The organism is Billgrantia sp. C5P2, assembly GCF_051062895.2.
On the sequence record NZ_CM128542.1, the window covers coordinates 2,298,601 to 2,313,432 of the forward strand.

14 protein-coding genes are annotated in these 14,832 nt (G+C 61.9%); 9 read left to right on the forward strand and 5 right to left on the reverse strand.

What is annotated here, in order from left to right; all coding sequences use genetic code 11:
* Window positions 1–276 precede the first annotated feature (276 nt).
* Window positions 277–597 (forward strand): ArsR/SmtB family transcription factor, encoded by a 321-nt coding sequence (locus ACRWQA_RS10615; RefSeq protein ID WP_263579902.1) that lies wholly within the window; start codon window positions 277–279, stop codon window positions 595–597.
* Window positions 598–622: 25 nt separating this feature from the next.
* Here the strand turns inward: ACRWQA_RS10615 and sohB are convergent, their stop codons facing one another.
* The gene (gene sohB / locus ACRWQA_RS10620) at window positions 623–1,663 is read right to left on the reverse strand and encodes a protease SohB (protein WP_263579901.1); all 1,041 of its coding nucleotides are present in this window, start codon (window positions 1,661–1,663) and stop codon (window positions 623–625) included.
* Between the two features lie 143 nt (window positions 1,664–1,806).
* On the opposite strand from sohB, the gene ACRWQA_RS10625 reads away from it, so the two are divergent.
* On the forward strand, window positions 1,807–2,124 hold the full coding sequence (locus tag ACRWQA_RS10625) for an SCP2 sterol-binding domain-containing protein (RefSeq protein WP_263579900.1): 318 nt from the start codon (window positions 1,807–1,809) through the stop codon (window positions 2,122–2,124).
* A gap of 55 nt (window positions 2,125–2,179) precedes the next feature.
* Here ACRWQA_RS10625 and nudC read toward each other — a convergent pair whose 3' ends face one another.
* From nudC to ACRWQA_RS10645, 4 genes are read right to left on the reverse strand one after another with little or no spacing between them, the layout of a single operon-like run.
* Window positions 2,180–2,965, reverse strand: a complete 786-nt coding sequence (gene nudC / locus ACRWQA_RS10630) for an NAD(+) diphosphatase (RefSeq protein ID WP_263583969.1) — start codon at window positions 2,963–2,965, stop codon at window positions 2,180–2,182.
* Window positions 2,952–3,716 (reverse strand): DNA polymerase III subunit epsilon, encoded by a 765-nt coding sequence (gene dnaQ, locus ACRWQA_RS10635; protein WP_434227622.1) that lies wholly within the window; start codon window positions 3,714–3,716, stop codon window positions 2,952–2,954. The genes nudC and dnaQ overlap by 14 nt, the downstream gene beginning before the upstream one ends.
* 3 nt (window positions 3,717–3,719) lie before the next feature.
* The gene (gene rnhA / locus ACRWQA_RS10640; protein WP_434227623.1) at window positions 3,720–4,217 is read right to left on the reverse strand and encodes a ribonuclease HI; all 498 of its coding nucleotides are present in this window, start codon (window positions 4,215–4,217) and stop codon (window positions 3,720–3,722) included.
* The gene (locus tag ACRWQA_RS10645; protein WP_263579897.1) at window positions 4,204–4,995 is read right to left on the reverse strand and encodes a class I SAM-dependent methyltransferase; all 792 of its coding nucleotides are present in this window, start codon (window positions 4,993–4,995) and stop codon (window positions 4,204–4,206) included. Before ACRWQA_RS10645 ends, rnhA begins: the two co-directional genes overlap by 14 nt.
* 176 nt (window positions 4,996–5,171) lie before the next feature.
* Here ACRWQA_RS10645 and gloB point away from each other — a divergent pair, with 176 nt between their 5' ends.
* The 7 genes from gloB to ACRWQA_RS10680 all read left to right on the forward strand — a co-directional run bounded on the left by gloB (window position 5,172) and on the right by ACRWQA_RS10680 (window position 14,832).
* A complete protein-coding gene (gene gloB / locus ACRWQA_RS10650; RefSeq protein ID WP_434227625.1) occupies window positions 5,172–5,939 on the forward strand; it encodes a hydroxyacylglutathione hydrolase in 768 nt (255 codons plus the stop codon).
* Between the two features lie 54 nt (window positions 5,940–5,993).
* Window positions 5,994–7,151 carry a transglycosylase SLT domain-containing protein gene (locus tag ACRWQA_RS10655; RefSeq protein WP_434227627.1) on the forward strand — a complete coding sequence of 386 codons (1,158 nt, stop codon included), beginning with the start codon at window positions 5,994–5,996 and terminating at the stop codon, window positions 7,149–7,151.
* A 112-nt stretch (window positions 7,152–7,263) separates the two neighbouring features.
* The gene (locus tag ACRWQA_RS10660) at window positions 7,264–9,141 is read left to right on the forward strand and encodes an extracellular solute-binding protein (protein ID WP_434227629.1); all 1,878 of its coding nucleotides are present in this window, start codon (window positions 7,264–7,266) and stop codon (window positions 9,139–9,141) included.
* Between the two features lie 43 nt (window positions 9,142–9,184).
* Window positions 9,185–10,258, forward strand: a complete 1,074-nt coding sequence (locus ACRWQA_RS10665; RefSeq protein ID WP_434227631.1) for a microcin C ABC transporter permease YejB — start codon at window positions 9,185–9,187, stop codon at window positions 10,256–10,258.
* A 3-nt stretch (window positions 10,259–10,261) separates the two neighbouring features.
* Window positions 10,262–11,347: an ABC transporter permease gene (locus ACRWQA_RS10670; protein WP_434227632.1), complete on the forward strand. Its 1,086-nt coding sequence runs from the start codon at window positions 10,262–10,264 to the stop codon at window positions 11,345–11,347.
* Complete coding sequence (locus ACRWQA_RS10675) at window positions 11,340–12,941, forward strand: ABC transporter ATP-binding protein (RefSeq protein WP_434227634.1); 1,602 nt, start codon at window positions 11,340–11,342, stop codon at window positions 12,939–12,941. The genes ACRWQA_RS10670 and ACRWQA_RS10675 overlap by 8 nt, the downstream gene beginning before the upstream one ends.
* Window positions 12,942–13,086: 145 nt before the next feature.
* A complete protein-coding gene (locus tag ACRWQA_RS10680; protein WP_434227636.1) occupies window positions 13,087–14,832 on the forward strand; it encodes a GGDEF domain-containing protein in 1,746 nt (581 codons plus the stop codon).

Genomic DNA, 14,832 nt, shown 5'->3' on the forward strand with positions numbered 1-14,832 from the left:
GCAAACAATACACCTCAGCCTTATTTATGAGAATTATTGTCGACAATTAAGGGTGCTTGGCGATACGAAACGTTGCTAAGTTGATTCTTCGTTTGACAGTCGCAGAGTCACTATCAATGATGACTAAATCAGCAATGCCATGACAAAAACTGGGCACTACCAGATCGCACTGCCTGCGACAGGTAATCTGCGCTCTCTGTCGTTGGCTGAGGTAGCCGCCTGAAGCCGCCTGCTCGTAGCCAGACCTGGCCCGGGCAGCAACACGGGGAGATCATCATGAGCACCTCGCACAGCGCTGCATCCCGCCTTCTCCAGGCCGGCAATCCGGCCATCGACCAGGCCACCGCGCTACTCAAGGCGCTGGCGAATGACAACCGACTACGCATCCTGTGTCTGCTGGATGGCTCCGAGTTATCGGTGACCGAGCTCAACCAGCGGCTGGTCTTGAGTCAATCGGCACTGTCCCAGCACTTGGCCATCCTGCGCCGCGAAGGCCTGGTTTCGACGCGCCGAGCGTCGCAGACCATCTACTACTCGCTACAGGGGGAACAGGCGCGCCAGATGATCGGGGCGCTAGTGCGGCTGCAGGAAGCGTGACGAAGCCCGGGTCCGGGTAGCCGGCTCAGCGCTTCTCCCAACGGCTGGCATCGAGTCGTTCAAGCACTCGCTCGACTCCGCCTTCCACGCCCTCCCTGACGGCCAGGCCGAGCCGTTTTCCCATCGGATGCCGAGTTTCCAGGCACACGCGGACGACCCGCGCCTCCTCCATCCGCGCCACCAGATAGGCCTCGCTGGTACCCAGGGCATCCACCAGCCCCTTCTCGAGCGCGTCGTGCCCGTACCACACCTCGCCCGTCGCCACTGCCTCGATGTCCAGGGCTGGACGACGCTCGGCCACATGTCGCTTGAACAGTTCGTGAATGTGGTCGAGGTCCGACTGGAATTTCTCGCGTCCTTCTTCCGTGTTCTCACCGAATACGGTCAGGGTCCGCTTGTACTCACCTGCTGTGAGTAGCTCGATATCAACGTCGTGGCGTTTGAGCAGGCGATGGACATTGGGCAGTTGAGCCACGACACCGATCGAGCCCAGAACGGCAAACGGTGCGGCACGAAGCTGGTCCGCGGCGCAAGCCATCAAGTAGCCACCGCTGGCCGCCACCTTGTCCACGCAGACAGTGGTACTGAGCCCCGCTTCGCGCAGCCGGTCGACCTGGGCGGCCGCCAGGCCATAGGCGTGCACCAGCCCTCCTGCCGATTCCAGGCGGATCACGACTTCATCCCCTGCGTCAGCCGCCGCCGTGACCGCGGAGATCTCCTCGGCGAACCGCCCCGCCCCCGTGGCCCTCAGGTCACCGTGAAAATCCAGCACCCATACCGTGCAGCGGGAGTCGTCGGCCTGCTTGCGGCCAACCCTGGAGCGGCTCTTGTCATCGCGTCGAAAGGCCTTGGCCAGGCGCTTGCGAGCGCTCGGCTCGGTAGCGGCCAAGGCCAGGCGACGCCGGCGGTATTCGTGACGAGCGTTCAGCTCCTCGACCCGCAGTCGAACGCGCTCACCCGCCTCGCTCTTGATACGAGCGATCACCATGACCGCAACCACGACCAGCAGGGTCAGAATCGACATTTGTACGACGAAACGCCCCATGTCCATCAGCCATTCATTCACGTCGCCACTCCGTTTTGGGTTGATCGCCCAATCGTGACCTCGTACGGCGCCACTGACAACGGGCTTGATTGAAACAACCGTTTGAAATAATCTCTACCAGAAGGGCCTCCAACTCACTCGACCAATCATGAAGGAAACATCCCATGTCCACCTCGACATCGACACTAGACAAGCTGCAAGAGCGCTTCGACCCCCAGGCTGCCCAGGGCATGGATGATGTCTTTCAGTTCCACTTCAGCGACAACGGCAGCCACTACCTTGTGATCAAGGATGGCACCCTGTCGGTCGAGGAAGGCGAACATGACGACCCTTCCGTATCGCTCTCCATGAGCAGCGATACGCTGAAAGGCATCATGACCGGTGAAGTCAATGGCATGACGGCGTTCATGACCGGCAAGCTGAAGGCCACCGGAAACGTGATGCTGGCGACCAAGCTGACTAGCCTGTTCCCGAATCGTTGAACGACGGACTTGCCGCATGCAACGAGCCGCCTCCGGGCGGCTCGTTGCATTCCGGTCAGCGTAATGGGTCGATGCCGTCGGCCACCTCGGCAAGATGGGTTTCGATCAGTGCGCGTGAAATGGAATAGAGTGGTGGCAGTTGCGGTAGTCGCTTCGGGTGAAACCAGGCCGCATCGGCAATTTCGATACCGTCGATGCGGATTCGACGGCTGGCCGCTTCGGCAAAGAAACCCAGCATCAGGGCATGAGGGAAAGGCCAGGCCTGGCTACGGTAGTAGCGTATCCGACCCACACTGATACCCACTTCTTCATACACCTCTCGATGCACCGCCTCCTCGGCCGACTCACCCGGTTCGATGAAACCCGCCAGTGTGGAATAGCGGCTAGGCGGAAAGCGTGGGCTGCGAGCCAGCAGCATGGCATCACCATGCGTCACCAGCGTAATGATGCAGGGAGATATCCGGGGATAGTTACGGTGTCCGCACTGCTCGCAGTGCATGGCGAACTCGGCGTCGAGTCGCGAGGCAGGCGCCCCGCAGCGGCCGCAGAAGCGATGGTCTCGCAACCAGGCCGCCACTTGCAGGGCCGTGGAGATCAGCGGAAACCAGGATTCAGGGAGCCGGGAAAGCCATTGACGACCGTCGGGCCAGTCCTCCCCGGCCTGCTCTTCCACCGATAGCGCAACCGGCTCCCCATGCCAGTAGGCCAGTGGTTGAACGCTGTCCGGCCAGGGCTGTTCGGCCTGCAATGGGTTGTCGTCGGGGCCGGGCGCTATTCGCCCGGCCGCGACTCGAATCAGCCGCCCATGGTTGGCTTCGAGCGGCAACTCACGGCGCAGCATCGCCGTTCCCTTGGGGCTGGCTCGCCAAGGCATCCCACTGACAGCTTCCTGCTGCCTGGCGAATTTGCTCGAGTTTGGCCTGATGCGCTGCAAGCTCGTCGTCGCCAGGACGCAGCACGCGAAGACTGCCGGCGGGAAGCGTCATGCGCCTGATCGAGAGGCCACTGGCCATGGCCTGGCTATTACTCCGCTCTTCCGCATCCAGTGACAGCGCCGTCTGTCCTCCGGTCATGGCCAGGTAGACATCGGCCAGGATCTCGGCATCGAGCAGTGCGCCGTGCAGCACGCGGCGACCGTTGTCGATCTCATAGCGCTTGCACAGCGCATCGAGGCTGTTGCGCTGCCCCGGGTGGCGTTCGCGAGCCAGCTGCAAGGTGTCAAGGATGCGGCAGTGCTCGGCCACCGGGCCCAGGCGCGGCTCGCCGCGGGTACTCAGCAACAGCGTGAACTCATGGTCGATGAAGCCGACGTCGAACGCGGCATTGTGGATCACCAGCTCCGCGCCGCGGATGAATTCCCAGAAAGCATCGGCGACTTCGGCGAATACCGGTTTGTCGACGAGAAATTCGTTGGTGATGCCATGCACGCCGATGGCTTCGGCTTCGACCTCGCGCTGCGGGTTGATGTACTGATGGTACGTGTTGCCGGTCAGGCGCCGGTTGACGAGTTCAACGGCACCGATTTCGATCAAGCGGTGGCCCTCGCGAGGATCGATGCCGGTGGTTTCGGTATCCAGAACGATCTGACGCATGATCTAGGACTCAGGTTGGGTAGTTTGCGACGTGCCACGGCTCCAGTGGGCATCGATGGCGGCGTTGGCCAGCGCATCGGCTCGCTCATTGCCCGGATGGCCGCTGTGCCCCTTGACCCAGTGCCAATGGATGCGGTGACGGTGAGTCTCCTCGAGCAGCTCCCGCCACAGCTCGGCGTTCTTGACCGGCTGCTTGCTTGCCGTTTTCCAGTTGCGCTTCATCCAGTTATGGATCCATTCGGTAATGCCACGCCGCAGGTACTCGGAATCGGTCCACAGTTCCACTTCGCAGGCCTGTTTGAGCGCCCGCAGCGCCATGATCGCTGCCATCAACTCCATCCGGTTGTTGGTAGTGGTCGCCTCGAAGCCGTTCAGGGTCTTCTCATGCCGGCCACTGCACAGCACGGCCCCCCACCCTCCTGGCCCGGGATTGCCACGACAGGCACCGTCGGTATGAATGATGACTTTGGGTAATGGCTTGTCGGGGTCACTGGCACTCAACTTCGGTGGTCCTTCTGCTCGGTTCCGGTGCGGTACTGCCGACACGCGTGGCATGACCCAGCGCACCACCGCCCAAAGAGCCCTGCAGCCTCAGCCTGGGACGCTGGCTCTGAGCGAGTCGGTTTCGGCGGCGGGCGTGAATGATATAGCTGTCGCCCAGCGGCACGTTATGGCGTCGCCCCAGCGTTTCCAGGGCGGCATTGTTGGGCAGGCTGCCGGGCAGGTGAAAGCCGCAGTAGTCTACCCGCTCGACGCGGAAGTCGACAAATGCGAGCCACTCACCCAGCTTGGATGGCGTACGCCAATGTCCACGCCAAGGCAAGCGACTCCGGCGCCCGGGCGAGAGTCGCGCGAGACCGCTCAAGCCCAACGGCATCCAGCCGAGCACGATCAGGCAGCCGTCGTCAGCGGTGACCCGGGCTGCTTCCTGCAGCAGCCGATGGGGCTCGTCGACGACCTCCAGCAGATGATGAACGATGACCAGGTGAAGGCATTCATCGGGCAGTGCGAGCGCATCCAGAGGGCACACCAGGGCGGAAGCGGACTCGGACATCTCAATCGTCGGTGCCCAGCGTATGTTATGGCGGATGGGCGACATGTCGGTAAGCGAAGGCCCAATGCCGAGTTCCAGGCTATGGCCGCCGTGCAGATTCTCGCAGATCGGTCCCAGGCAGGCTCGCTCGGCGCGCCAGTGGGCCTGCCCGTCTTCACTGGACCAGTAGCGGCGCCCTTCTCGACACAGCCGTGCCAGGGCAAGCGCTTCATGCGGGTTTGACATTGCTGATCAATACCTCCATGATCACCGGTTTTGCAGGCCATTTCTGGCTTTTTGCCGTGCTCGACCCACTGCGAGCGAGCACCCACGGTGGCGCCCTGCTGTGCCGCCGGGGGTGAGGAACGGACCAACGACCGCCACTCACTTCGGTTGACGACGCGACGAAGGACAGACCGCCTATGCTGAGCGTGACACCGATTCCCGCTTTAAGCGACAACTATATCTGGCTCATGCGTCAGGATACGACCCCGGAAGTCTGTGTCGTGGATCCAGGGGATGCAGAGCCGATTATCCATATTCTGGAGCAAGAGGGGCTCACGCTCAGCACCATTCTCGTCACCCACCATCATCCCGATCATATCGGTGGCCTGCCGAAACTCATCGAGCGCTACTCGCCGCAGGTGATCGGCCCCGACAACCCGGACATCGACGGCTTGACGGAGCGTGTCGGGGAAGGCGATACCTGTCGAGTCATGGGGCGACGCTTCGATGTCCATGAGGTGCCGGGCCACACTCTCGATCATATCGCCTTCTTCACCGCAGGCATCCCGCCGCTGCTATTCTGCGGCGACACCCTCTTCTCCGCAGGCTGCGGCCGCTTGTTCGAAGGGACCCCCGAGCAGATGCACCGCTCCCTGCAGCTCCTGAGCGGCCTGCCGGACGACACGCTGATATTCGCTGGACATGAATACACTCTGGCCAACCTCAGGTTCGCCCAGGCAGCCGATCCGCACAACCGGGACGTTACCGATGCCATTGTCGAGGCACAGCGCGCTCGCGATCTCGACCGGCCCACCCTACCGAGCCATCTGGCCCGCGAGAAGCGAATCAACCCTTTCTTGCGCTGCGGTGAGCCCGATGTACGCGCCACCGCTGCACGGCACGGCAATACCGACACCGACCAGGCCACTTTCGCCACCCTGCGTGCCTGGAAAGACAGTTTCTGAGATTTGACGCATCCCATGGGCAGCGTGCACGACACCTGTCCTGAAGGAGTAAGCATGACCTACCGAACGACGCGGCAATGGACCTTGGCCCTTGCCGGTGGTATCGCCTTGATCGGTGCACTGTCGGCGACCAGCCCGACGCTACTGGCAAGTCCTCATCCCGGCACTGGGCCGGTCTCGTCGACCCATCATTTCTGGGATGACCTTAACCTCGAATTTCTCCCCGGTGATGCCTGGGAACGGTTGCGAGACAATCTGGAATGGCACGATCGCCGCCATGACGCACGGGTACAGGAGTGGATCGACCACTACCGTGCCAACCCGGGCAACATTGCCGAGATCATCGAACGTGCCCGACCCTGGATGGCCTGGATCACCGAGCAGGTCGAGCTGCGGGGACTGCCGGGCGAGATCGGCCTGATTCCCTTCGTGGAGAGTTCCTACGATCCCCTGGCCCGGAGTCATCGAGGTGCCGCCGGCCTGTGGCAGTTCATGCCCGGTACCGCCGATGCCCTGGGGCTGCGTCGCCGCAACGGCTACGACGCTCGCCTTGATGTCATCGCCTCGACCCAGGCGGCGCTGGACTACATCGAGTTGCAGGCCGAGCAGTGGTACGAGGGGGACATCGAACTCTCGCTGGCGGCCTACAATGCCGGCGCCGGCACGGTCAATCGGGCTCGTCACGCCGCAGCCGCACGGGGTGAGCCCAACGATTACTGGCATCTGCAATTGCCCAGCGAGACGATGAACTACCTGCCCAAGCTCAACGCCATCGCCGCCATCATCGATGATCCCGAAGCCCATGGCATCGCACTACCCGAGATCGACGACGCTCCCGCTTTCGCCAAGGTCCCGGTCACAGCGCCCATCCAGCTGTCGCAGCTGGCCAACGTGGCGGGCGTGGATCAGGCAGAACTCGTCGCGTTGAATCCCGGACTGACCAATGGCAATGCCAGCCCCGCCACGGTTGACGTGGTACTGGTGCCGATCGAACAGGAAGAGGCTGTGCTGGCAGAACTCAGTGCGCCGGCTCCCTCGGCTCCCGTCGAAGGCGAGCAGTACTTCGTCCAGCGTGGCGACAGTCTCTCTGCCATTGCCGGCCGTCACGGCATCAGCGTGGCCGAACTGCGCCGGCACAATGGCCTCAACGGCGATGTCATCCGCACCGGCCAGCAGCTCGAAATTCCTCGCCGCAGCCTTGCGGCACGTTGAATCCGGCAGTGACCATCCGTCGCACATCGAGGTTTACAAGCGGCGGATGGCCTGACACCTTATGGCGGTAACGCCCGGGATGCCGGGCCAGCCTCGACCAAGGATGTCAGTGATGCGGTTCGTCTTGCGTTCCACCCTCTTCTGTTGCCTGTTGCTTGGCTGGGGAGCATCGTCATTCGCCACCGAAGCGGACAGAGTATCGACTGATAGAGCATCGACTGATGGAGTACCGGCTGACGAAGTGCCGACCGTGCATGGCCTGGCGCTTTACGATGAGCCGGCTTTGCCTGCCGACTTCAGCCACTTTCCCTACGTCGACCCGGAAGCGCCCAAGGGTGGCAGCATGACTCAGGCTGCGGTGGGCAGCAGTTTCGATTCGACCAATCCCTTCATCATTCGCGGTACGCCGGCCATCGGCGTCGGCCAGATCTACGACACTCTGCTCACCGAGAACGTCGACGAGCCATTCAGCGTCTATGGTCTACTGGCCGATGGGATTCGCCTGGATCCGGATCGCCACTGGATCGAATTCGATCTGCGCCCCGAGGCGCGCTTCCATGACGGCGAGCCGGTAACTGCCGAGGATGTGGTGTTCAGCTTCAACCTGCTGATCGAGGAAGGCAATCCCTTCTATCGCGGTTACTATTCCGACGTGGAGAATGTGGTGGCGCTGGACCGTCACACCGTACGCTTCGAGTTCTCCACCAACGAATCACGCGAGCTGCCATTGATCGTCGGCCAGCTGCCGATCCTGCCCAAGCACTACTGGGAAGAGCGTGACTTCAGCGCGCCGACACTGGCCCGCCACCCCGGCTCAGGCCCCTACCGCATTGCCAGCGTCGAGCCGGGTCGGCGCATCGTCTATCGTCTCGACGAGGAGTATTGGGGACGCGATCTGCCCGTCAACGTGGGGCGGCACAATATCGAGCGGCTGATCTACGATTACTATCGCGACCGGGACATCGCCTGGGAGGCCTTCAAGGCCGGAGTGATGGACTATCGCATCGATGCCCGAGCTTCGACCTGGGCGATCGGCTACGATTTCCCAGCCTTTCATGAAGGCCTGGTCAAGCGCATCACCGTGCCCGACGGCACTCCCTCGCGCATGCAGGCTTTCGTCTTCAACCTGCGGCGTGACAAGTTCCAGGACCCACGGGTGCGTGAAGCCCTCAACCTGACCTTCGACTTTCCTTGGCTCAATGCCAACCTCTTTTACGACTCCTACCACCCTACCGAAAGCTATTTCCAGAATTCCGAGATGGCGGCCGAGGGATTGCCGAGCGAGGCTGAGCTCGGATTGCTCGAGCCGTATCGTGAGGAGCTGCCCGCGCGCGTATTCGACAGCCCAGTGCCCATCGACCATCCTGACGACCTGCGCGAACGCCTGCGGCTCGCCTACGACCTGCTGCTTGAAGCCGGCTATGAGGTACGCGACGGCACGTTGGTGGATGAACGCGGGCGCCCTCTCACCATCGAGGTGATGCTGTACGACAGCGGCATGGAGCGAGTCGTGCAGCCGATGCTCCGCAACATGTCGCGGCTCGGCATCCAGGGGAGATTGCGCATCGTCGACATCAACCAGTTCCTCAACCGCCTGCGCAGTTTCGATTTCGACATCGTCGTCGGTCAATTCCCGCAGTCCAACAATCCGGGCAACGAGCAGCGGGAATACTGGACCAGCGAATTTGCCAATTCTCCCCAGAGCCGCAACCTGATGGGGCTAGAGAGCCCGGCCGTGGATGACCTGGTGGAGCGGCTCATTCGCGCCGACAGCCGCGAGGAGCTCAATACCGCTACCCGCGCGCTGGACCGTGTGCTGCTGTGGAGCTTCATCACCATTCCCCAGTACCATTCCGGGGAGACGCGGATAGCGGTATGGGACAAGTTCGGCTACCCCGAGCCTTTCCCCGAGTACGGCTTCGACCTTTCGGCCTGGTGGGTGGACACCGACCGCGAGGACGAGCTGAACCGTCGTCTACGACGCAGGTAGGTCGTCGCCATTCGTCACCACGTTTCCACAAGGATGATCTATCGTGAGTCGCTACATCCTGCGCCGCCTGTTGCTGATGATTCCCACCTTGATCGGCATCATGTTGCTCAATTTCATCATCGTCCAGGCCGCACCAGGTGGACCGATCGATCAGATGCTGGCTCGCTTCGAGGGTATGGACGCCATGGCCAGTACGCGCCTGGACGCCGGGGGTGGCGACGTGGTGGTGCAGGACGAGTCGCGCGGCGCCCGGGGGATCGACCCTCGTTTCATCGAACAGCTCGAGCAGCAATTCGGCTTCGACAAGCCGGCCCATATTCGATTCCTGACCATGATGCGTGACTACGCCACCTTCGACTTCGGTAACAGCTTCTTCCGCGATCGACCGGTGGTGGAGTTGATGGTCGAACGCTTGCCGGTGTCTATCTCACTGGGACTATGGACCACGCTGCTGGTATACCTGATCTCGATTCCGCTGGGGATACGCAAGGCACTGCACCACGGCTCGCGCTTCGATGTGTGGACCTCAGGCTTGGTCATCGTCGGTTATGCCATCCCCGGTTTCCTGTTCGCCATTCTGTTGATCGTGCTGTTCGCCGGCGGCAGCTACTGGGATCTCTTCCCCCTGCGCGGGCTGACCTCGCCGGATTTCGATGAGCTTTCCGCCTGGGGCAAGGTCAAGGATTACTTCTGGCACATCACCCTGCCGGTCACGGCCATGACCATTGGCAGCTTCGCCACCCTGACCATGTTGACGAAGAACAGCTTCCTCGATGAGATCCACAAGCAGTACGTACTGACGGCACGCGCCAAGGGGGCCAGTGACCGCCGTACCCTCTACGGTCACGTGTTCCGCAACGCCATGCTGATCATCATCGCCGGCATGCCCGGGGCCCTGGTGACGATCTTCTTCACTGGTTCTTTGCTCATCGAGGTGATCTTCTCCCTCGAAGGGCTCGGGCTGCTCGGTTTCGAAGCGGTGATGCAGCGCGACTACCCAGTGATCTTCGGTACGCTGTTCCTCTATACCCTGATCGGGCTGATCCTCAAGCTGATTTCCGACCTCACGTATGTGTGGGTGGATCCGCGCATCGACTTCGAGACGAGGGAATCCTGAGCCATGGCCTTTGCCTTCACTTCCAAGCTCTCGCCAATTGCGCGGCGCCGCATCGACGTCTTTCGCAGCAACCGTCGTGCCCGGATCTCGCTGTGGATCTTCCTCGCCCTGTTCGTGGTGAGCCTGGCGGCCGAGCTGATCGCCAACGATAGACCCATTGTCATGCGCTACGACGGCCAGTGGTACGTGCCGTTGCTGGTGGATTACCCCGAGACGGAATTCGACGGCTTCCTGCCTACCCGTACCGATTATCACGACCCCTTCATACGCGAGCAGATCGATGAGCATGGCATGGCCGTCTGGCCGTTGATCCCTTTCTCCTACCAGACGCTGGACATGCAGATCATGCGCCCCTCGCCTTCGCCTCCCGACTCACGGCACTGGCTGGGCACCGACGACCAGGGTCGCGACGTTCTGGCACGCGTGATATACGGCTTTCGCCTGTCGGTATTCTTCGCCCTGGTACTGACCGGGGGCTCGCTGGCCATGGGCGTGATCATCGGCGGCATCCAGGGCTACTTCGGCGGCAAGACCGACCTGATCGGGCAACGACTGACCGAGATCTGGTCGGGACTGCCGGTCCTGTTCCTGCTGATCATCCTGGCCAGCTTCGTCCAGCCCGGTTTCTGGTGGCTGCTGGGAATCATGCTGCTGTTTTCGTGGCTCGGCCTGGTGGACGTGGTGCGTGCCGAGTTCCTGCGCGCCCGCAACCTCGAATACGTGCGTGCCGCCAAGGCCATGGGGTTACCGTCGCGATTGATCATGTGGCGCCACGTGCTTCCCAACGCCATGGTAGCGACCCTGACTTTCATCCCTTTCCTGTTTACCGGCGCCATCACCACCCTCACGGCGCTCGACTTCCTCGGTTTCGGGCTGCCCCCAGGTTCGCCTTCGCTGGGTGAGCTGGTCGCTCAGGGCAAGAACAACCTGCATGCGCCCTGGCTCGGCATCACCGCCTTCGTCAGCCTGTCACTGATGCTCTCGTTGCTGGTCTTCATCGGCGAAGGGCTGCGCGACGCTTTCGACCCCCGACACATTCAGCATGCATCCAGCGCCACGCCGCTGACCAGGACCCAGCCCAATGCCTGATACTCGCTCCCAAACCTTGCTGCGCCTCGACAAGTTCTCGATTGCCTTCGACGGCAAGCCGGTTCTCCGCGAGCTGACCCTGGAAGTACGACGTGGTGAAACTTTGGCACTGGTCGGTGAATCCGGTTCCGGCAAGTCCGTCTCCGCCCTCGGCGCCATGAACCTGTTGCCGGACAACGCTCAGGTCACGGGCGACCGCTGGCTGGGCGATACCGACCTCACCGCGCTGAAGGGACGCGATTGGCAGGCGCTGCGGGGCGGTCGCGTCGGTTTCGTGTTCCAGGAGCCGATGACCTCACTCAACCCACTGCACACCGTGGCCAAGCAGATCGGTGAGACCCTGCGGCTGCATCAGGGATTGTCGGGCCGTGCGGCGCGTGAGCGAACCCGTAAGCTGTTGGAGCAGGTCAAGCTGCCACGTGCCGATGAACTGCTCGATGCCTGGCCGCATCAGCTCTCGGGCGGCCAGCGTCAACGCGTGATGATCGCCATGGCCATCGCCAACGACCCGGAGCTGCTGATTGCCGACGAGCCCACCACTGCACTCGATGTCACCGTGCAGCAGGAGATTCTGGCCCTGCTCGCCGAGCTGCGCGATCGTCATGGCATGGGCATGCTCTTCATCACCCACGACCTCAACCTGGTGCGACGCCACGCTGACCGGGTCTGCGTGCTCTACGACGGCCAGGAACAAGAGACGGGCCCCGTCGGTGAGGTCTTTGTATCGCCACGCAGCGCTTATACGCGGACGCTGCTGGATGCCGAGCCGACCGGTCGGCCAGTACCCGTCAGCTCGACTCAGGTGCTGCTCGAGGCGCGTGGCGTGGCAGTGAGCTTCCAGCGCCCCAAGCGTCTATTTGCCAAGCGCGCCCCTGCTTTCGAGGCGGTCAAGCCGATCGACCTGCACCTGGCCCCAGGCGAGACGTTGGGTATCGTCGGCGAATCCGGCTCGGGCAAGACTACTCTTGCCATGGCATTGCTGAGGCTGGTGGAAAGTCGCGGCGAAATCGAGTTCGGCGGCGAACGTCTGGACCGGCTGACCGGCAATGCCCTGCGCAAGCGTCGCCGCCGCATCCAGGTAGTATTCCAGGATCCGTACGGCTCGCTTTCGCCGCGCATGCCGGTCTCCGACATCATCAGCGAAGGCCTGCGCTTCCACTATCCTGACCTTACCGATGCGGAGGTGGAGAAGCGCGTGCGGGCGGCGATCAAGGAAGTTGGCCTGCCGGAAGACTGTGCGGCACGCTACCCGCACGAGTTCTCAGGCGGTCAACGCCAGCGGATTGCCGTCGCCCGTGCCCTGATTTTGGAGCCGGATTTAGTGGTACTCGACGAACCCACCTCGGCACTGGACCGCACCGTACAGAAGCAACTCGTCGAACTTCTACGCGATTTGCAGGCCCGCCGGGGGTTGAGTTTTCTCTTCATCAGCCACGACCTGGCCGTGGTGCGTGCCATGGCTCACCGCGTGCTGGTGTTGAAGGATGGGGAACTGGTGGAACAAGGTGAGTGCCAGGCACTCCTGGCCGAACCTACCAGCGATTACACTCGTGAGCTGGTGAAGGCAGCAGGACTTGTTGTGCAGACTCAGTAAATGCCTCAGCCGGGTGGATGTTGTGTTGAATGCCAGATGAAAGATAACGGTATAAGACCCCGTGTATCGGTTAAGCACGCTGAACGCGCCCTATATCCGGCTATGTTTTATACTGGGGCTCGTCAGGAATACAGGAACGCCCAACATGCGCAGCCTCGTCACCCCTCTGCGGCTATCCACGCTATTGGCGCTGTTCTTGCTTCCCATCGTGGCGACGGCATCCTCCGTGGCCCTCGACAAAGGATGGACCTACCGCTGGGGGGACTCACCACGACTTGACGACGGTACGCCCGTCTGGCTCATCGAATCGGATTCTGAGGAGGACTGGAAATCCATCGATTTCCCGTCCAACCCACCCGGCCGAGAGGCAAACCATCATGTGTGGTTCAGAACTACTCTCCCTGCTGGCGAATGGCGCGATCCGATACTCTATATCTACAGCATCGACCTGATTGCCCAAGCCTATCTGGATGGCGAACTTATCTACCAGCACGGCAGTTTCGACGACCGAGGCGAAGGTCCTTTCATCGGCTGGCTCTGGCACGCAATCAGCCTTCCCGAAGATTTCGCCGGCAGGCAGCTCACCTTTCGAGTCTACTCCAACTACACCGATATCGGCCTTTGGGGCGAAGTTCGCCTGATGGATCGCCCGGAGTTCTTCCGCATGATCTTGAACCGTTCGGCGCCCGACCTGGCGGTAAGCGCCTTTTGCCTGCTGCTCTCACTGTTGGCCGGCAGCTTCGCGCTGATCCATCGGCGCCGCCAGACCTTTGCCGGCATCGGGCTCTTTTCTCTTGCCTCCGGCGTGATGATCCTTGCCGAGACCCAGGCCAGCCAGCTGCTGCTGGATAAGCCACTGTTATGGAACTACCTTGCGGCGGCGGGGTATTACGCGCTGCCGGTAGGCATCGGCCTGCTGCTCGAGCCTTGGTTCAAGAGCCACCATTCGCGCTGGATTCGTCGACTGTGGCAGTTCCACCTGGGTTATCTTGTCCTGGCGTTGGCATTGGCTCTCAGCGGTATCGTCAATCTCTCCAGCACCTTTCCCGTCTACGACCTCCTGCTAGCCATCAGCCTGCCGCTGCTGTTTGCCCTCATTGCCGTACACCTGAAGCAACTCAATGGGGAGCAACGGCTCATTATCGCGGCCTATGGTTTGTTCGGCCTGCTGCTGCTGCTCGACATGGCGGTAGCCCATGGCTTGTTACCGTGGCAGCGAGTTCCGGTCAGCCTGGGAGCGCTGGGCTTCAGCCTTGCCATAGTGGCGATCTCGCTGCGCCATTATGCTATGACCCAGCGTGAACTGGTCGAGCTGAATCAACACCTTGAGCGTCAAGTGGAGGATCGCACCCAGGATCTGCAGCACATGGTCGAGCAGCTTCGAGCCTTCTCCTACCAGGATCCCTTGACCGGTGTGAAGAACCGTCGCCACTTCGACGAGATCTTCGCTCACGAGGCGGCCATCGCCAGGCGTGGCTCGGCACTTGCCTTGATCATGCTCGATATCGATCACTTCAAACATTTCAATGACCTGCACGGGCATGAGGCTGGCGATGCGGTACTGATAGCCACGGCAAGCCTGATCGACGAGCATTTCCGCGAGGCCGACGTGGTGTGCCGCCTGGGTGGTGAGGAGTTCGTCGTGGTGATGCCCGGAGCCACGGCGCTGCAGGCCAATGAAGCCGTCGAGCGGCTGCTGGATTCGATGCGGCGACAGTGTTTCCTGCACGGTGGCGAAACACTCGGCTGCGTCAGCCTTTCATGCGGTATCGCCAGCTATCCAGCTCATGCCGACGACCCGATAGAGCTGATTCGCCTGGCCGATCAGGCACTCTATCGGGCCAAGCATAGGGGTCGCGACCGTAGCGAAACCTATGAGCCTTCCGCCTGA